General features: G+C 56.0%; 15 protein-coding genes and 1 pseudogene. 6 read left to right on the top strand and 10 right to left on the bottom strand.

Going from position 1 to position 17,838, the window contains the following annotated elements; all coding sequences use genetic code 11:
- The 5 genes and pseudogenes from CRO08_RS07575 to tilS all read right to left on the bottom strand — a co-directional run.
- Positions 1–344: pseudogene (locus CRO08_RS07575) on the bottom strand (diadenylate cyclase); the annotation flags it as partial.
- Positions 338–484 carry a hypothetical protein gene (locus CRO08_RS17325; protein WP_255252280.1) on the bottom strand — a complete coding sequence of 49 codons (147 nt, stop codon included), beginning with the start codon at positions 482–484 and terminating at the stop codon, positions 338–340. The pseudogene CRO08_RS07575 and the gene CRO08_RS17325, both read right to left, overlap by 7 nt.
- Positions 471–1,382 (bottom strand): dihydropteroate synthase, encoded by a 912-nt coding sequence (folP, locus tag CRO08_RS07570; protein ID WP_097035667.1) that lies wholly within the window; start codon positions 1,380–1,382, stop codon positions 471–473. Before folP ends, CRO08_RS17325 begins: the two co-directional genes overlap by 14 nt.
- A gap of 146 nt (positions 1,383–1,528) precedes the next feature.
- Entirely contained in the window at positions 1,529–3,550 is a 2,022-nt protein-coding gene (ftsH, locus tag CRO08_RS07565) for an ATP-dependent zinc metalloprotease FtsH (RefSeq protein ID WP_303621504.1), read from the bottom strand.
- A 17-nt stretch (positions 3,551–3,567) separates the two neighbouring features.
- Entirely contained in the window at positions 3,568–4,776 is a 1,209-nt protein-coding gene (tilS, locus tag CRO08_RS07560; protein WP_255252279.1) for a tRNA lysidine(34) synthetase TilS, read from the bottom strand.
- A 65-nt stretch (positions 4,777–4,841) separates the two neighbouring features.
- Here tilS and CRO08_RS07555 point away from each other — a divergent pair, with 65 nt between their 5' ends.
- Positions 4,842–5,084: a hypothetical protein gene (locus CRO08_RS07555; protein ID WP_097035666.1), complete on the top strand. Its 243-nt coding sequence runs from the start codon at positions 4,842–4,844 to the stop codon at positions 5,082–5,084.
- Here the strand turns inward: CRO08_RS07555 and CRO08_RS07550 are convergent.
- The 4 genes from CRO08_RS07550 to CRO08_RS07535 are packed head-to-tail and all read right to left on the bottom strand — an operon-like array spanning position 5,064 to position 9,795.
- On the bottom strand, positions 5,064–6,377 hold the full coding sequence (locus tag CRO08_RS07550) for a hypothetical protein (RefSeq protein ID WP_141398274.1): 1,314 nt from the start codon (positions 6,375–6,377) through the stop codon (positions 5,064–5,066). The genes CRO08_RS07555 and CRO08_RS07550 overlap by 21 nt on opposite strands.
- Entirely contained in the window at positions 6,374–7,234 is an 861-nt protein-coding gene (locus CRO08_RS07545; protein ID WP_141398273.1) for a hypothetical protein, read from the bottom strand. The genes CRO08_RS07550 and CRO08_RS07545 overlap by 4 nt, the downstream gene beginning before the upstream one ends.
- Positions 7,235–7,255: 21 nt before the next feature.
- Positions 7,256–8,509 (bottom strand): hypothetical protein, encoded by a 1,254-nt coding sequence (locus tag CRO08_RS07540; protein ID WP_255252278.1) that lies wholly within the window; start codon positions 8,507–8,509, stop codon positions 7,256–7,258.
- Positions 8,509–9,795, bottom strand: a complete 1,287-nt coding sequence (locus CRO08_RS07535; protein WP_097035662.1) for a tetratricopeptide repeat protein — start codon at positions 9,793–9,795, stop codon at positions 8,509–8,511. The genes CRO08_RS07540 and CRO08_RS07535 overlap by 1 nt, the downstream gene beginning before the upstream one ends.
- Positions 9,796–9,951: 156 nt before the next feature.
- On the opposite strand from CRO08_RS07535, the gene CRO08_RS07530 reads away from it, so the two are divergent.
- From CRO08_RS07530 to CRO08_RS07520, 3 genes are read left to right on the top strand one after another with little or no spacing between them, the layout of a single operon-like run.
- The gene (locus CRO08_RS07530; RefSeq protein WP_097035661.1) at positions 9,952–10,704 is read left to right on the top strand and encodes a YkgJ family cysteine cluster protein; all 753 of its coding nucleotides are present in this window, start codon (positions 9,952–9,954) and stop codon (positions 10,702–10,704) included.
- Entirely contained in the window at positions 10,701–11,513 is an 813-nt protein-coding gene (locus CRO08_RS07525; RefSeq protein ID WP_255252277.1) for a hypothetical protein, read from the top strand. The genes CRO08_RS07530 and CRO08_RS07525 overlap by 4 nt, the downstream gene beginning before the upstream one ends.
- A 44-nt stretch (positions 11,514–11,557) precedes the next feature.
- Positions 11,558–13,123, top strand: coding sequence for a peptide chain release factor 3 (locus CRO08_RS07520; RefSeq protein WP_097035660.1), 1,566 nt, complete (start codon positions 11,558–11,560; stop codon positions 13,121–13,123).
- Positions 13,124–13,279: 156 nt separating this feature from the next.
- Here CRO08_RS07520 and CRO08_RS07515 read toward each other — a convergent pair whose 3' ends face one another.
- A complete protein-coding gene (locus tag CRO08_RS07515) occupies positions 13,280–14,824 on the bottom strand; it encodes an acyl-CoA carboxylase subunit beta (RefSeq protein ID WP_072810937.1) in 1,545 nt (514 codons plus the stop codon).
- Positions 14,825–15,054: 230 nt separating this feature from the next.
- On the opposite strand from CRO08_RS07515, the gene CRO08_RS07510 reads away from it, so the two are divergent.
- Together CRO08_RS07510 and CRO08_RS07505 are read left to right on the top strand one after the other, a co-directional pair.
- Positions 15,055–15,300 carry an acyl carrier protein gene (locus tag CRO08_RS07510; protein ID WP_072810935.1) on the top strand — a complete coding sequence of 82 codons (246 nt, stop codon included), beginning with the start codon at positions 15,055–15,057 and terminating at the stop codon, positions 15,298–15,300.
- A 126-nt stretch (positions 15,301–15,426) separates the two neighbouring features.
- Positions 15,427–17,829: a beta-ketoacyl-[acyl-carrier-protein] synthase family protein gene (locus tag CRO08_RS07505; protein WP_097035659.1), complete on the top strand. Its 2,403-nt coding sequence runs from the start codon at positions 15,427–15,429 to the stop codon at positions 17,827–17,829.
- The last annotated feature ends 9 nt before the right edge of the window (positions 17,830–17,838 follow it).

Genomic DNA, 17,838 nt, shown 5'->3' with positions numbered 1-17,838 from the left:
AGGCGTGAACTGATTCGGGCGTTCAGGATTTCACCGGTTTCTTCGTAGTTGCGGAGTCCCACGCGCTTTTCGAGCACGATGAGCGCACCCACATGATTCTTGGCGAGGTCCTGCACTGCAGACGTAATGGATTCGGTAACTTCGTCGAGACCGCTGGAATGGAAGAACAGTTGCCGTATGTCCGCGCGGCTTATGGTTTGGCCTATGCGGGTAAGGGCGCTTCGGATTTCGGGCTGGAAAAGAATCACGAGCGCGATGATGCCGATTCCGGTAAGGTTACTGAGAATCCACGAGATGCTCCGCAGTTCCCACCACTGGGCGATGAGCCAGGCGACAATCAGCAAAGGCCACCCACGATCATCTGCACGGCGCGCGTGCCGCGGAACAGCAGGAACACGTAGTAAAGGAGAATGGAAATCAGGAGGACATCCAGGATGTCGGCCATTCTCACGTCGATAACGTCAAAAAGTTTAAACAGTACCACGGGTCTTCAGCGCCTCCAGGTAAAGTATAGATTCTTTTGTCTCCCGCACGTCGTGAACGCGGAGTACGGATGCACCCCCGAGGACTGCGATAATGCCTGCAGTGACGGTGGGAATGAGCCTGTCGCTTTTTTCGAGGCCTGCAATCTTCCCGATATAGGACTTTCGGGATGTGCCCACAAGGATGGGGTAGCCTTCCGCGAGGAATTCTTCGGTGGATTTCATCAGGTCGATATTGTCCTGAGCGGTCTTTCCGAAACCGATGCCGGGGTCGATGCAGATTCTGGACTTCTCGACGCCCGCCTTGATGAGGGCTTCCGCGCGCGATACAAGTTCTTCGCGCACTTCCGTGACCACGTTCGCATAGGGCTTGAAATCCTGTTGCATGTTCCCGAAGGTCCCGCGCATGTGGTTGAGTACCACGCTTGCGCCGGTACTTGCGACGACTCCCGCCATTTCGGGGTCCATCGCGCAGGCGCTGATGTCGTTTATGATGTGCGCTCCGAGTTTCATGCATTCGCGCGCGACACGTGACTTTACGGTATCGACCGAGATGTAGAACTCGCGGGAACCCGGATTGTCGAGGTCTCCCGAAATGTTTGCAAGCTGAGCGAGCGCCTCCACTACGGGGCACACGCGGTCCATTTCTTCCTGCTCGCTTACGGGGGCGCTACCGGGCCTGCTGCTTTCTCCGCCGATATCGAGAATGTCTGCACCCTGCTGCAGGAGCGATACCGCATGTTCGTATGCCGCCTCGGGCGAGTTGTGCTTGCCGCCGTCAAAGAAACTGTCCGGAGTCACGTTCACGATTCCCATCACGAGAGGCGTGGAACAGGGGATGACCTTGTTCCCGACTTTCCAGGGGAGGGCGCGACTTTGTTCCAGGACAGGCTTCAGCATCTACGAGTTTTCCTGTTCGTGCGGTTCGACTGTAGTTGAATGTGCTTCGCCGTCGCTCACTGACGGCGTAACGGTTGGTGAGCCTGCCGAACCACCGCCAGCGGGGGCGGGCTTGATTTCGGCAACGGGCGCATCGGCGACCGGGGCTACCGGCGGCTGCTTGCCCGGGTCGGGCGGGGAGTCTCTTCGCGCTTCTTCTTTTCGGCCATCTCTTCGAGAGCCTGGTACTGGCGGCTCTTCTTGGTACCGGTGAGCTTTTCGCCCGCCATGACCTTGTCGATTTCTTCGCGGTCGAGAACTTCGAACTCGAACAGCGCTTCGGCGAGGTCCACGAGCTTGTCCTTGTGTTCTTCGATGAGCTTGCGTGCGGCTGCATCCAGACGCTTGATGAGGCTGTTGACCGCGTTGTCAATCTTCTCGGCCATCATCTCGGACATTTCCTTCGGTTTGCTTATTTCGCGGCCCAGGAACACTTCGCCATCGGTGCGGCTGTAGCATACCGGCCCGATTTCGTCGTCGAAGCCCCATTCCGTGACCATCTTGCGTGCAAGTTCGGTGGCGCGCTGGATGTCGTTGCTTGCACCCGTGCTCTGGTGGTTGAAGAATATGAGTTCTGCAAGGCGGCCCGACATCATAATCATGATGCGTTCTTCGGCGTACTCGCGGCTGTAGCTCACCTGGTCGCGTTCCGGGAGGCTCATCGTGACGCCGAGAGCGCGGCCGCGCGGGATAATCGTAATCTTGTGGAGCGGGTCGCTGTGTTTGCACAGGAGCGTCATGAGGGCGTGGCCCGCTTCGTGGTAGGCGGTGTGGCGCTTCTCTTCGTCGGTCATCAGGAGCGTGCGGCGCTCGGCACCCATGCTGAGCTTGTCGCGTGCTTCCTCGAAGTCGAGCATCGTTACCTTCTTGTTGTTGAACCGTGCGGCCAGGAGGGCCGCTTCGTTCACGAGGTTCTCGAGGTCGGCACCGGCGAGGCCCGGTGTTCCCTTCGCGATGGCACTCACGTCAACATCCTTGTCGAGAGGTACCTTGCGCTTTTTCAAATGCACCTTCAGGATTTCTTCGCGTCCCTTCAGGTCGGGCAGTCCCACCACGATCTGGCGGTCGAAGCGTCCCGGACGGAGCAGCGCCTTGTCAAGCACGTCGGGGCGGTTGGTGGCTGCAATCAGGATGACGCCTTCGTTTGCAGCGAAGCCGTCCATTTCCACGAGCAGCTGGTTCAGTGTCTGTTCGCGTTCGTCGTGCCCGCCACCGAGGCCTGCGCCACGCTGGCGACCCACGGCGTCGATTTCGTCGATAAACAGGATGCACGGGGCGTTCTTCTTGCCGGTCTCGAACAGGTCGCGCACGCGGCTTGCGCCCACGCCCACGAACATTTCCACGAAGTCCGAACCTGACATGCTGAAGAACGGCACTCCCGCTTCGCCGGCGACGGCGCGTGCGAGGAGCGTCTTGCCTGTACCCGGAGGCCCCACGAGCAAAGCGCCTTTCGGGATTCGTCCACCGAGTTCGTCGTATTTCTTCGGGTCCTTCAAGAACTCCACGAGTTCCTGCAAGTCCTGCTTTGCCTCGTCGCAACCCGCCACGTCGTTGAACGTGGTCTTCTTCTTCGGGTCGTTACCGATAATCTTTGCCTGGCTTTTGCCAAAGCTGAACGGGTTCTTGCCGCCACCGCCCATCTGGCGGCTCGTCATTATCCAGAAGAACGCAATGATGAGGAGAACCGGGAGGAACGCCATGATGGTGTCTATCCACGTAGTCGATTCGTGGATGACCTTTACCTTCACGCCCTTGAACATTTCCCATGCGGTAATCTGCTCGTTAGAGATTTCGAGCATGTGGCTTGTAAAGTGCTTGGTGTCACCAGCATTGTCGGAACGCGTAAAGCGCGCGATGGGGCTCTTGTTCTTGGCGGCTTCGGCAATTTCTTCGGGGCTAAGCTTGTAGGCGCCCTCGATGATGATGCCGTCGGGGGTCTTCTGCAGCGAAAGTTCGGTAATGACCTTGGTGGAGTCTCCCATCATGGCCAAAAATTCGGTGCGAGTCAGGTTCTGTTCCTTGTCCTGCCCGGTTAGCGGGAACATCACGAACAGCATGACAAGCATAATAAGAACAATGATAAAGTTCCGATTCTTGAACGGGGAGGCGGGCTTCTTGATTTGGCTCATTATAATCCTTTATATATTCACTCGCAAGATACAAATTTCTGGGCTTCTTTGGGGGTGCAAAACTCGCAAATCTTGATGGTATGGCCGATTTTGGCGACGGAACGCCTGCGGTATGCCGACCGGTGCGGAATTTTGACGTGAGCGGGCTCTTTTGGGCCGTAGAAGAAGGCGATGGGGAAGCGGAACCCTTGTTCGGCGAGCCACAGGCGGAACATTTCCGAAAGGTCTGCATCTGCATGCTCCCGCAGAATTTTATTGAGCTTTTTCTTGTCCAGCGTGATTGTGTGAGTGTCATCCTGAGCGAAGCGTAGCGGAGTCGAAGGATCTTGCTTAACCAAGACCGAGTCGAAAACTGCCTCGCCTTTGGCAATGACCTTAGCGTAAGCCCTGTCTGCAATTTCCGCAATCCGGCAGAATTGTTCCGCCGCGCCGGGGCATTCCCGTTCCAGCTGGGGCAACAGTTCGTGCCGTACCTTGTTGCGGGCAAATTTCACGTCGGTATTGCTCTCGTCCTCGCACCAGGTGAGGTTGTTTTCGCGGGCGTAGGCGAGCAGTTCCTTGCGCGTCACGTTCAGGAAAGGACGGTAGATGAAATTTGATTGATGATGGATGATTGATGATGGATGATTGATGATGAGGGGGGAAGTTTCCCCCTGATTGCAGCCCGTTGCACGGTCTTCCATCACCCCCTCTAGCGGGGCTTCAGACGCCAGCCCCGCAACGCCCTGGCTATTGCCTAAAACGCGGATTTCCTGAATTCCCCTGAGGCCGGCAAGGGTTGTTCCGCGGCGGAGACGCATGTACATCGTTTCCGCCTGGTCGCCCGCATGATGAGCCGTGACGATGATGCCCTTATTGTCATCCCCGCGCAGGCGGGGATCTCCTGTCTCGTTGAATACTTCTATCAGTGCCTTGTACCTGGCATCTCTTGCGTTTTCTTCGAGCGAGCCTTCTGCATTTTTTAGCGCCTCGCCGTCCAGCTTCTTCAAGAAAAATGGAACGTTATACTTGCGCGCGAACGCCTCGACAAATGCTGCATCCCTGTCGGCAGTCCCTTCGCGCAGCCCGTGATGTACGTGCGCAATTCCCAGCCATTCGATGCCGAGCGTTTCGCGGTTTGCAATGAAATAATGCGCAAGACAAATGGAATCCAGACCGCCCGAAACTGCAAGCAGCAGGCGCTTGAAACCATGACGGCGAATACTATCTGTAATGGAATCTTTCAAAGGAAACCTTGAACCCTTTACTGACTAAAGATAATAATTTATATTTGCCCCTTAAGGAGGCCTCTATGGCTAAAAACAGAGCGAAAGCGGCGGGCAAGGTTGCCGATGCCGCAACAGAAAGCGCAAGGCTCAGAGCGATGCGCATAGACGGCTCCCAGAACGGAGCCACGTTACGGACAAGGGTTGTCCGCGACAAGACAAAGTACTCGAGAACCCTTAAACACAAGAAGTCCCTCGCCGACGCGGGGGATTTTCCTTTTGCAGTACACGACGCTCGGGGAAATACCCTAGAATTCGTTGTCGTTTGAATCGTAGCAGGGGTATTGCTTTAGCCACTCTTCTAGTTCTTCGGGGGAATGCTGCAACTTGCATATACCCTTGAGATTTTTCGGAACCTTCACGTCTGCCGCCTTGAAAATAGCCCAGAATGCGGTAGAGCCGACGAGGTCGCCGATAAGGAACGCGTCGAAACTGTGGAGCAGCAAGCCGGACGCTCCGCCAAACAGCAGGCCTTCGAAAATCACGGTTGACCACGGGAATTTCAACACGGCCTCTTCGCAGTAGTCGATGTTGTCTATCGGGGTTGCGAAAATGGTGTTGTCTGTGTCTTTTCTGAGCCAAACTTCACGTTCGTATTCGTCGTAGCATATCCCGTTGGAATAGATGCTGTGCTCGATGGGCGAAAGCGGGTAAACCTTGGAGATGACCTTCGAGGTATCCAGGACACTGAACCAGCGGTTGGGTATCTTGTGCATGAGTCTTGAAGGTGACTTGTAGACGGAATCCATTGTCTTCACATTGTAGACGACGGTATCGGAAACAGAACCAACCTTTATGCCTTCTCGCTTTTCGTTATACGCTTCGGCTTGCGTTCTCATGTAGTCGTGAGGCGAGAAGAACGGCTTGCTGAAGCCCCAGACACTCAGGGTGAGCGCAAAGCGGTTGTTGTCGTTATCGATGTCGCGGCCGTAGCGGAATTCGAGCGAGAATGCTGCTTTTTCGCCCTTGTATCGCCCGTAGAGACCTGCGCCCATTTCCTTGTAGAACTTGGGACGGGGCTTGTCAAAAGCGGGTGCGCCGCTGTCATCGTCGGTGGTGACCTTGTATATTTCACGGCCGTTGCGCGATACATGCTGCGTAAGGCCGAAGGCCCATTTCTGCGTTACGGGAATCTGCTCAATCGTCATCGCGCCGCCGGAATAGTGGCTCCAGAATCCGCGGTCTTCGTCCTTTATCATCGGGATGAACAGCGCGTTCATGTTGCTCCACGCGTTAAACCCGAAGTAGGGAGAAACGAAACCTCCCTGCATGAAGGCGGTCAAGCTCTGCATGCCGAGCCCGAGCGTAAAATAGCCTCCGTTGAGGAATCGCGCGAAATGTCCGTCGACCCACCATTCCTCTTCGCTAATCTGGTGGTAGCTGTCGATATCTTCTTTCCGGTTCTGCATATCGCCGCCATAGCCCGATGCGCCAACCATGTTGAGCGACTTTTCGCTCTTGTAGGTGTCCATGAAGGCTGCGGCCGGAGGCGGACGCATTATGGAACTGCAACCCGAAAGGAGCGTGACTACGGCAAGCAATGTGAGCAGTCGGTACATCATAGCATAAAGCTCCATTGCAGTGCCCAGTACATCAGGCGCTGGTCATCGGTGCGAATGCCCGACTCGATTGTGAAGGAGTATGCCGCGTGTCCCTTGCTGTTTGTCTCTTTCAGCAGGGGGAGGCTCGTGTACCCGATAAAGTCAATCCCGTAATAGAACATCCAGTCTTGGATGTGGTACTGCTTGCCATCGGCGGTGCATTCGGGCGCGCCGACAACGTCTGATTCGGAGTCGGAACAACCCGCACTCACGATGTGGAACTGTCGCAGGCCGCCGTGTAGGCCGAATCCGAGCCCGTGGAATTTCATGAACGTCATCGAACCCGCACCGAAATTGGCGGCTCCGGTAAACAGGTGCCTTGTCTTGTCGAAGTCGGTATCGCCGTCGCTATCCTTGCCGTAATACCGCCCGAAAGAAAGTTCGTAAGACGCGCCCACGTAGATGGGGCCAAACCATTGTACAACAGAAGGCGCAACGCCCGCTTCGATGGGGAGGGCGTAGTGGAAGTTCAGGAAAAAACCGCCCCCGAAGGTATGCCCGGACCAGTTTTCCGCCCCTTCGGGATTTGCCGTCGAGGGCCACGTGTAGCTGACGGGCGTTATATCCATGCGGAAATACGAACTGCCCGAAATATCGTCATCGACAAGTACCGGCGGGTCTGTATTCTGCACGGTCCTGCCGCTCACGTTACAGGAATCGCAACCGCCGAACGTGCTCGAGATGGAGAAAATCTTCGATGTACCCGGAGCGATTTGCTTTGCGATTAGTGCCTGCGGGGTAAATAGCGGCGCCATTACCAAGTCGTCGGCAAAAACGCTTGCGGCAAGCAATAGCGCAATACGTATTGACCTAAGCACTCTCACGATGTAGCTCGGGGGTTAGAATCCGAGGCTGATCTGGCCCATGTAGATACGTTCTTCGTCCTGGCCGGTGTAGTAACCGAGTTCTTCTGCCCAGGTCGCGAATTCGAGTGTCACGACGCGCAACAGTTCGAGGCTCACGCCCGCAGAAGGGTAACCGCCCTTGAAACCGCCGGCAAGTCGCAGGCTCAGTGCGCGGAGCTCGTTGTTGTAGCCGGGCCAGGCAAGGAGCGTCTGTTCCACTTCCAGGCCGAAGTTCAGGTGTGATAGCGCCTTGTAGTTCTTGTCGGCGTTTATCGCATCTACGAAGTCGCAGGCGAAGTTGAACTTGCGGGCATATGCCGTGTTCTTGTTGAAGAATCTCGGGCTGTAGTTGAAGCCCACGCTCAGGTTCGGGGTAATCTTGTCGCCGGCGAGTTCCTTGAAGTACACGTCGCGCAGCGATGCACCCACGCGGAATTCACGTGTCAGCTGGTAGAGCACGCCGAAATCGAGGCCGAACGAAATCGAGCTGAAGTCAAAGATGTTGTGGGTTGCATCGTCGTAGCGGTCTTCGAGGGTGTCCTGCAGGGAGCCGTAGTTGAGAATGTCAATCGTAATGACTTCCACCTTGTGGCGCTTTGCAGCCTTCGCGCCGATACCGACGGAGAACTTGTCTGTAAACCCGTAGGCGAAACCGCCCTGCACCACGCCGTCCACGTAGAACGTGTCAACGCCGAGGAAGGGGAGGATAAGGCCGCCGTCCAGGTACGGGGCAACACTACCGTCGACCCAGACTGCACCGCCGAACCCGTGGATGGCGAGTTCCGCGTCGAACTTGACCTTCATGGTGAGGTACTTGTGGTCGTAGGAGTTAATCTTGTGGATGAGCTCGGGGTGGCTAGAGAGCGTGTCCATGAGGAGCGTGTTCTGGGCTATGCCGGTTTCCGCTGCTGCATCGTTCACGTTCTGGTAGAGCTTCTGGAGGTCCTTCGCCACGTTGTAGGTGGAGAAATAAGTCTCGAACGGGCCCGCGCCGCCGATGTTCATGCGGGCATCACCGAGGAAGTTGCGCGGGTAGTAGCCCTGTTCGGGGCGCTTGTCGTAGTTACCGAGGCGGTTGATCTGGCTCAAGCCTGCGTAGTTATAATAGATGGCTTCCTTGTCGTCGACCACTGCCACGTGGGCGTTACCCATGGATTCGCCGCGGAGCGAATGGTGGGTCGGTGCTTTTGCGGCAAAGACCGCCGCTCCTAGTCCGAGGGAAAGAAGTGCTGCAATAACTCGTTTCATTATTTGTTCCTCCCTTCAAACCACTTGAGGAAGGCCTCCTCCGTATAATTGTTCCAGCATCCGCCGATGTTTTCCTTGCGCCACTGGAGAGGATACTGGATGTTGCTCACGTCGGTATCCTTTGCGGCGAGGTCCATGGCGTTCTTGAGCTGTTCGCCCGTTGCGCTCCAACTGAACCCGGTAACGAATGCCGCAATCCTGTGGTCGCCAGCGGCGTCGCGGTCGTTGGAGTTCGGGTTGAAGAACGTCCTTTCGGCGTCGTCGTTGGGGGTGCCGTTACCGTCGATATCCACGTATTCGTAACCTTCGCCGGTCTTGATGGATGCCACCTGGCCGGGCTTGTGGTGCAAGAAGTCCGTTTCGTAAACGAGAGCCTTGTTCGTGCGCATGTCTTCGTCAACCAGGCCGTCGCCGTCGTTGTCGAAGCCGTCTGTAATTTCTTCGTCGATGCAGCCGTCGCCGTCCCTGTCAATCATGTCGCCGATGCTCGTGTATGCGATAATGGCGTCCTCGTTGCTCGTAACGGCTTCACTTGCCGTGACCATGTAGCTGGCCATTGCCTCGGTAGCGACGGTAAGGCCGCTGTCACTGAGGAGGGCCGCTTCGGGTACGTAAGAGCGGATGACCTCGGTCGCGATGGTCGGGTCGGCCTTGATGGCGCCGCCGATGTCACCGAGGGTCTCGAACAGTTCGACAGACTTCTCGCCGACATCTTTCAGGGAGGCCCAGTCTACGTTGATGGAGGTTCCGGAAACGTTGAACAGCTTGGTCAGGTCCTGAGCGTTGCTCCTGAGCAAGAGGGCGGCCTTGGTGAGGTGGAGAACCGTGTAACTGGCCGAGATGGTCTTGAACGTCACCTTGCCGTCGGTACGGCCCGTGGTATCCCTCTCGATAAACGGGATAAGGACCTTCATCACGGAATCGATACCGGACTTGTAGTGGTTGGCGGTGGAATCGTCCATGGTCATGAACGCACTTTGACCGTCCTTGCTGTTTGCGTACTTGAGCATTTCGAACACGTTCAGCTTCTGCTGGTTCAGGACGCTCTTTGCAAGTCCGTACCACGCCTCGGAGATGGTGGAGTCCACGGCAAGCGTGCGTTCGAAGTATTCTCTGGCGAGGGTGTACTCCGCATTGCGGAAATGGATGTAGCCTTCGTAGGTCAGTGCATCCGTGTCGGTCGAGTCGATGTTCGCCGATTCAGTCGGATTGAACAGGTTGCAGCCAACAATCCCTGTCGAGAGTGCGATGGCCGCGTACAGACAAAGTTTTTTAATACGTTTCATAGATCGGTTCCCTAGGGAATTCAATAAGTAAAAAATAACTTTCTTTGTTCGAAAAAAAACGCGGGGGTGCCTTAGGGTGGCTTTTTTTGGTAGTAAATTCGCTTTTTTCGGTAAAAAATTGCCAAAAAGGGCTCATAGTAGATATATTTGTGCTCAATGGAACTTTGCAGAGACTATTTACCCACGCGCTCCTACAAGATCGCCGAGATGCGGATGGGCTCCCTTTTGGGCTCAGAAATCGACCGTCTCGACAAGGTCGCTGCAAAATTTGGCCGGACGTACGCCATCGGTCCAGACAACTTAAAAGACGAACTGCCGAACATTATCTCGTTTGCAGGGGAGTACCACAGGGCCTACGACCTTTACCTGAAGGCGGTTCTCCCGCAACAGGAAAAGCCTATCCAGTGCAGGCCCGCGTGCGGCAACTGCTGCCATCATTACCCCATGTCGGTAGAACCGTTTGAACTGATTTCGCTCTACACGGAACTGCGCGAACGCGAAGACTTTATTTCTGTAATGGAAATGTGCCAGTCCCGTTCCGACCTGTTTAATAGTTTGTTTGAAAACCGGCTTGAAGCGATTGGTTCCGAGGACGATGCGGAAGACCACGCCCTGCACGATTATTTTGAACAGTGGCGCCCGTGCCCGTTTTCGGACAGGAATGGCGACTGCGGTGTGTATGCTTCGCGCCCGGTTTCGTGCCGCATGTACTTTAGCCAGACGGACCCGTGCTTTTGCACTCCGGAACACTTGCAGACGGAAAGGAACGAAAGCTACATCGTCTACTTGCCCGACAGCATCGAACAGTCGCTGGTGGACCTCTCGGAACACTATGCGGGGTTGGAACTCCCGGAAAGCTATTTCGGGGGGCTCCTGTCCTTGAATGCGTATGAAGGAGTGCTCGGGTGATAGACGAGAACGGACAGCTCGACCTGTTCGGGCAGATGGACTTGTTCGGGGCTCCCGCTCCGGATATCGCTCCTGCGCCGCCTATCCGCAAATCGAAGTGCTCTGCGAACGGGCTCGTGCACTTCAAGTATAATTCACGTTTGAAAAGGAGCATCCGGTGCAAGGCGAACTTCCTGTTCGGCCACCCCGAAGTATTGCTCCCTTCGTACATGGAAGCGCCCGAGTTTGCCGATGCGCGCGAGCTTGCCGCCGAATGGGCCGAGCATGCGATACGCCGCAAGACGCAGAAGAACAAGGCTATTATCAAGGATTTGGTGACGCGCTTCTGGGAAGCGGTGGACCAGGTGCTTGTAGACAAGGGGAAGGCTCCGCTCGAAAGTACGGGAAGGCTCCCGCCCATTAACCCCAGGGGGCGTTACTTCAACCTCAATCAGGTTCTGGAAGCGATAAACCATACGTATTTCGACGAGCAGCTCAAGTGTCGCATTACCTGGAGCAACCGTGTGGGGGGCCTCAGTTTCCATTCCCTGCGCAAGGACCCGATAACGGGCGAGGAATTCCACCTGATAAGCATCAGCAGGGGCTACGATGCAGCGAACTGCCCGTTGTATGCAGTGGCGGGAGTTGTCTATCACGAATGCCTGCATATTGTTATCCCGGTGGAAGAAAAGAACGGGCGTCGCGTGGTTCACGGAAGAATTTTTAGGCAGCGCGAACGCCAGTACATATACTACGACGAGTGGATTCGCTGGCACAAGGAAGTGCTCCCGAAAAACATTCGCGCCATGCACCGGCACAAAGAGTTGTAGTTTCTATTTTTCTATATTTGGCGGCGTAAAAAACGAGATTCTTTATGAACGCAGAAATCGAGAAACGCCGCACTTTCGCCATCGTAAGCCACCCTGACGCGGGTAAGACCACCATCACTGAGAAGTTCCTGTGGTACGGGAACGTCATCCGCGAGGCGGGCCACGTGCGCGCGAAGGCGAACCGCAGTTATACCGTGAGTGACTGGATGAAGATCGAGCAGCAGCGCGGTATTTCGGTTTCCTCTTCCGTTTTGAATTTCCCGTTCGAAGGTTGCATGTTCAACCTCGTCGATACCCCGGGGCACCAGGACTTCTGTGAAGATACCTACCGCGCCCTGACCGCCGTGGATGCTGCCCTCGTGCTTATCGATAGCGTGAACGGCGTGGAAAAGCAGACTATAAAGCTCATGGACGTGTGCCGCATGCGCCACACCCCGATTATCACGTTCATCAACAAGATGGACCTTGACGGTCGCCATGTGCTCGACCTGCTCGACCAGATTGAAAACGTTCTGCATATCAAGACGGCCCCGTTTACGCTCCCGATTGGCGTGGGTAAGCTTTTCAAGGGCGTGTATTCCATCGCCGAGAATACGTTCCATACCTTCAACAAGGAAGAAGGCCACCAGGAAATCATCCAGATGGAAGGTCCGGATGACCCGCGCCTTGTGGAAATGTGCGGCGAGAACTGGGTGGAACAGTTCAAGGAAGAATACGAAATGGTCACCGGCGGTATGGATCCGTTCGACCACGAGAAGTTCCTGAAGGGGGAGATGTGCCCCGTGTTCTTCGGTTCTGCGGTGAACAACTTTGGCGTGCGTCAGCTCTTGAACGCATTTGCCAAACTTGCTCCGCCCCCGATGGTGCGCGAGACCGACAAGCGTCCGGTGAATCCCGACGAAAACGACTTCAGTGCGTTCGTGTTCAAGATTCAGGCCAACATGGACCCCAAGCACCGAGACCGCACGGCGTTCCTGCGCATCTGCTCGGGCAGCTTTACCCGCGGAGAGAAGGTTTTCCATGTGCGTACGGGTCGTGAAATTCGCCTGGCCGCCCCGACGGCGTTCCTTGCGAAGGACAAGGAAGTCATCGACCACGCCTGGGCGGGCGACATCGTGGGTATCAACGACCCTGGACTTTTCCGCATCGGCGATACGCTGACTGACGGCGAGAAGATGAACTTCACGGGCATTCCGGACTTCGCTCCGGAACACTTTGCCCGTGTGACGCTTCTGAACCCGCTTAAGTCTAAGCAGATGGCGAAGGGCCTTGCCGAACTTAGCGAAGAAGGCGCAACCCAGCTCTATGAACCGCTCAAGTCGGCAATTCCGGTGATTGGCGTGGTGGGCGAGTTGCAGTTCGACGTGCTCAAGTTCCGCCTGCAGAGCGAATATGGTGCCGATGTTTCGTTGGACCGTGTTCCGGCTCATGGAATCCGCTGGGTGTCGGGTCCCGAGAAAGACATGGGCAAGTTCGCCGAGGAATACGCGATGGACTGCATGATGGACAAGGAACGTAACCTCGTGTGCCTTTTCCCGAACGAGTACCGCCTGAACCTCGCGATGAAGAACTACGAGAACCTCAAGTTCGCAGAAACATCTCAGGGTTAGACAAGTCCTTAAGAGCAAGGAGGCGCATCGCTCCATTTGCATATAAGCATTGCTCTATTTGCATAAAAAATTGCCCCGCTTTCGCGGGGCTATTTGTCATTCAGGAGCGACTATCTTGCTGTCATTCTGGAGCGTGGCATGGCCACGCGATAGAATCTACAGCGGGATGTTCCCGTGCTTCCTCCAGAGCCTTGCCTTCTTCTTGTTCTTGAGGTAGTCGAAGGCGGTGGCCAGGCGGTCGCGCACGTTCGCGGGCGAAATCACCTCATCGATGTAGCCGTTCTTCGCGGCGATATACGGGTTGAGGTACTTCGCCTCGTATTCGGCAATGAGCTGCTTGCGCGTTTCCTGCGGGGTGGCGGAGGCGGCGATTTCCTTCCTATGAAGGATGTCGACTGCACCTTCAGCGCCCATCACGGCGAGCTGTGCAATCGGGAGTGCGAACACGTAGTCGGCACCCAGGTTCTTGCTGTTCATGGCGATATAGGCGCCACCGTATGCCTTGCGGAGGATAAGCGTCACCTTAGGCACGGTCGCTTCGGCGTAGGCGTACAAGAGCTTTGCGCCGTGACGGATGATGCCGTTGTGTTCCTGCTTGGTGCCCGGCATGTAGCCCGGAACGTCTTCCAGCGTGAGGATAGGAATGTTGAAGCAGTCGCAGAAGCGCACAAAGCGGCTCGCCTTGTCGCTAGCATCCACGTCGAGCGAACCCGCGATGAAGTTCGGCTGGTTCGCGACTATGCCCACGACGTTACCGTCCATGCGTGCAAATCCGATGACCACGTTGCGGGCGAAGTCCTTCTGGATTTCAAGGAAGCTTTCCTTGTCGGCGAAAGTCGCGATGACTTCGCGAACATCGTAGCCCTTCTTGAAGTTGTCGGGGACGATTTCCTCGATTTCCTTCGACTTGTCGACGGCCTTCGACTTTTCGGCGACGGGAGGCTTCTCGAGGTTCGACTGCGGCAGGTAGCTGAGCAGGTTGCGCACGGCTTCGAGGGTTTCCTTGTCGTCCTTACATACAAAGTGCGAAACACCGGACTTGGTGGAGTGCACGCCTGCACCGCCGAGGCCTTCGGGGGAGACCGTCTCTGCGGTCACGGCCTTCACGACGCCCGGGCCCGTGATGAACATCTGGCTCGTCTTTTCCGTCATGAAAATGAAGTCGGTAATGGCGGGGGAGTAGCAGGCGCCACCGGCACAGGGTCCGAGGATTACGGAAATCTGCGGGATGATGCCCGAGGCGAGCGTATTGCGGGTAAAGATGCCGCTGTAGCCGTCGAGGGAGTTCACGCCTTCCTCGATGCGGGCGCCACCGCCGTCGTTGATGCACACGAACGGGGACATGGATTCGAGAGCGAGGTCCATCGCCTGGCAGATCTTCTTCGCGTGGGCAGACCCGAGGGAGCCGCCGCTAACGGTGAAGTCCTGCGAAGCCACATAGACGGTCCTGCCGTTCACCTTGCCGTAGCCGGTCACGACGCCGTCGCCAAAAATGCGCTTGGATTCGGGCAAATCGAGGCTCGTAGAAACGCGGAGGGCGCCGATTTCGCGGAATGTGCCCTTGTCAAAGAGAATTTCGAGGCGTTCGCGGGCGGTAAGCTTGCCCTGCGAGTGCTGCTTTTCGACACGTGCGGCTCCGCCGCCCGCAATGGATTTTTCCTTGTATTCGTTGAGTTTCTCGAGATAAGACTTATCCCACATGGTTATTTTGTCCTTTTTTTGATTATTTCGCGCGAAAATGTAGAAAAAATTTTGCATTGTTCAAACTTACATCAATGTTTCATAAAAATAAGTCTAGGGCAATCGGACTTTTGGCTTACCTTTAATCTATGTTATTTGCTTTTTATCCGAAATTTGCTTGATTTTTTGAGTAAAAGGCATTTTTTTTCTATCTTTGTGCGGAAAATTCATCATTTTTTAGAGAGGAAACAATGGCAAACGAAGAAATGAAAAGCAAACTCAAGGCCTTCTTTATGTCCGATCTCGGCGTAGATGGCGACGTTCTCCAGTTCGACACCCCGCTCTTTGGCGAAGAAATCGGTCTCGATTCCGTCGATTCCCTCGAAATCATCTCCTTCGTGGATTCCAACTTCGGCGTGTCCATGACCGGTGTCGCGAAGGAAAACTTCCAGAGCATCGATACCATCGCCGCTTACATCGAAAGCCACAAGGCTTAATTCGTCGCCCTATCAAGCGCATTCTTCGGTGCTGTTATCCTGGAGCCGTAGGCGATGGGATCACCAGCGCTTGTGTAGATATTAAAGGTGACGTGGCAACCACTAACCTGATTTTTTGGAATAGATATGACACCTGATGAACGTCGCTGTGTAGTTACTGGACTGGGTGTAATTTGCGCCGTCGGTAACAATGTCGAAGAAACCTGGAAGAGTGCTTTGGAATCCGTTTCGGGAATCCACAAGACGACTTCCCTAGATACAAAGAATTGCTACGCGGACTTGGCTGCCGAAGTCAAGTGCGACACTCTGGACCAGATTGACGCCCCCGAAGAGAAGGACCGCGTCTCCAAGCTCTGCATCAAGGCCGCGAACGAGGCCCTTACCGATGCGGGGCTTTCTAATTTTGGCGACGACCAGCGCGTAAGCGTGGTCATTGGCAGCTGCGTGGGAGGCGTGCTTTCCATTGAACAGTATCACCAGCACGGACGCGATGCCGCAGAAATTGCGAAGATGCCGATTGCATCCATCGCAAGCCAGGTGGCTGAAACCTGTGGCGCGGGCGGCATCGTGACGAACGTGGCGAATGCGTGTGCGGCGGGCACGATTTCTATCGCGGTGGCATGCGACCTCATCCGCGCGGGCAAAGCTGACGTAGTGATTGCGGGCGGTGCGGATTCCTTCGCTTCCGTGCCGTATTCCGGATTCCTTTCGCTCCATGCGCTCGACGAGAACGGCTGCTCCCCGTTTAACCGTTGTAACGGCATTACGCTCGGTGAAGGTGCGGGCATTGTCATCGTGGAATCCTATGAACATGCCCAGAAGCGCAGCGCGAAGACTTATTGCGAGGTGCTTGGCTCCGGCGTTACGAGCGACGCGAACCACATTACCGCCCCGCGCGAAGATGGCGTGTGCCTGATGGAGGCCATCAACCGCGCCGTCAAGAACTCCGGCATCGACAAGTCCGATATCGGTTACGTGAACGCTCACGGTACCGGCACCGGCAAGAACGACAATGCTGAAATTACGGCTTTCAAGAATTTCTTTAGCGAAGACAACGCGAATGTGAGCGTGAGTTCCACGAAGGTGATGACGGGCCACTGCCTGGGCGCCGCGGGTGCCATCGAGGCGGTTTTCAGCATCAAGGCCCTCACGACCGATACGGTGCTCCCGACTTTCCCGTATACCGAGGAACAGTCCGCCGCCCTCAAGGAGAAGGTGGGCGCTCTCGACTTTGTGCAGAACAAGGCCCGCCACAAGGAACTCAAGTGCGTCTTGAGCAACAACGTGGCCTTTGGCGGCACGAACGCCGCCATCGTGTTCTCGAAGGTGCCGGGCGAAGTTTCCGCCCAGTCCGCTAGTGCGAAGAAGATTGCGGTGACCGGTCTTGGAATCGTGTCTCCGCTCGGCAACAGCAAGGCTGCCTACCTGGATGCCGTAAAGGCGGGCAAGATGCCCGAGAGCGCTTCGGTGCATTCGACCATCGCGCTCGAGGATTACAAGGAACTTGGCATCAAGATGGCGTTCTACCGCAAGCTCGATAACCTGGGCCAGCTCCAGACGGTTTCGGGCATGCGCGCCCTGCAGGATTCTGCATTCCAGGTGACCGACGATAACGCGAAGGATATCGGCATTATCGTGGGTACCAGCGAAGGCGGTCTCGGTGCCACCTACGACTTTGAAGAACTGATTGCCGAGGCGGGTAACGCGGGCGGATCTGCGTTCAAGTTCCCGCACACGGTTTACAACGCCGCCGGCGGTTACCTCTCGATTTGCTCCGGCATCAAGGGCTACGGCGTCACGATTACGACGGGCCCGCTTTCCGGTCTCGACAGCATCGGCTACTCCATGAATGTCATCCACGACGGCCAGGAAAAGGCGATGATGGCAACCGGTACCGACGAGAATTTGCCGATTATTACCGAATTCGCCCAGAAGCTCGGTGTCGCCGCAGGCGATGTGGTCGCTCCCTTTGCCGAAAACGAAGGCTTTGTGGTGGGCGACGGCTCTGTGTCGATAATGCTTGAGGAAGAGGATTACGCGAAGGCCCGCGGCGCGAAGGTCTATTGCTATGCGCTTGGGTTTGGCCATGGCCGCAAGAACGTGAAGTTCGGTAAGCTCGCTGGTTCCGGCGAGGCGCTCGACAAGGCTATCAACGACGCCCTGGCCGATGCGGGCCTCTCTGCCGCCGATATCGATGCGGTCTGCGGATTCGCGAACGGCTGCAAGCGTATTGACGACATCGAGAAGGGTGCCCTCCAGCGTGTGTTCGGCGATAAACTCGCCTCGATGCCGCTGTTCGAGGTCAAGGAACGTGTTGGTGAAGGCCGTGCGGGGTCTGCCGCGCTTGCCGCTGCAGAAGCCGCGCTCCTGTTGAACGGCGAACTTGCTTGCGACAACGCCTATTTTATTGCGGGCGACGGTTCCGTGACAAGCAAGGCAGCCGATGCGACGAACCTCAAGAAAATTCTAATCATCTCTTTTGCGGCGGGTGGCTCTTACAGCGCAGTCGTGTTTGGAAAAAATGCTTAAATAGGGAGG

Origin of the sequence: Fibrobacter sp. UWT3, from assembly GCF_900230125.1 — a bacterium.
Classification (GTDB): domain Bacteria; phylum Fibrobacterota; class Fibrobacteria; order Fibrobacterales; family Fibrobacteraceae; genus Fibrobacter.
Note: the sequence above shows the minus strand (reverse complement) of the source record. Positions and strands in the feature narration are given on the sequence as shown.

Excerpts from the sequence above, each read along its gene's own strand:
- CRO08_RS07520 (WP_097035660.1), top strand. The coding sequence starts at position 11,558 with ATGAACGCAGAAATCGAGAAACGCCGCACTTTCGCCATCGTAAGCCAC.
- CRO08_RS07530 (WP_097035661.1), top strand. The coding sequence starts at position 9,952 with ATGGAACTTTGCAGAGACTATTTACCCACGCGCTCCTACAAGATCGCC.
- CRO08_RS07540 (WP_255252278.1), bottom strand. The coding sequence starts at position 8,509 with ATGAAACGAGTTATTGCAGCACTTCTTTCCCTCGGACTAGGAGCGGCG.
- CRO08_RS07510 (WP_072810935.1), top strand. The coding sequence starts at position 15,055 with ATGGCAAACGAAGAAATGAAAAGCAAACTCAAGGCCTTCTTTATGTCC.
- CRO08_RS07535 (WP_097035662.1), bottom strand. The coding sequence starts at position 9,795 with ATGAAACGTATTAAAAAACTTTGTCTGTACGCGGCCATCGCACTCTCG.
- CRO08_RS07505 (WP_097035659.1), top strand. The coding sequence starts at position 15,427 with ATGACACCTGATGAACGTCGCTGTGTAGTTACTGGACTGGGTGTAATT.
- CRO08_RS07550 (WP_141398274.1), bottom strand. The coding sequence starts at position 6,377 with ATGATGTACCGACTGCTCACATTGCTTGCCGTAGTCACGCTCCTTTCG.
- CRO08_RS07555 (WP_097035666.1), top strand. The coding sequence starts at position 4,842 with ATGGCTAAAAACAGAGCGAAAGCGGCGGGCAAGGTTGCCGATGCCGCA.
- ftsH (WP_303621504.1), bottom strand. The coding sequence starts at position 3,550 with ATGAGCCAAATCAAGAAGCCCGCCTCCCCGTTCAAGAATCGGAACTTT.
- folP (WP_097035667.1), bottom strand. The coding sequence starts at position 1,382 with ATGCTGAAGCCTGTCCTGGAACAAAGTCGCGCCCTCCCCTGGAAAGTC.
- CRO08_RS07515 (WP_072810937.1), bottom strand. The coding sequence starts at position 14,824 with ATGTGGGATAAGTCTTATCTCGAGAAACTCAACGAATACAAGGAAAAA.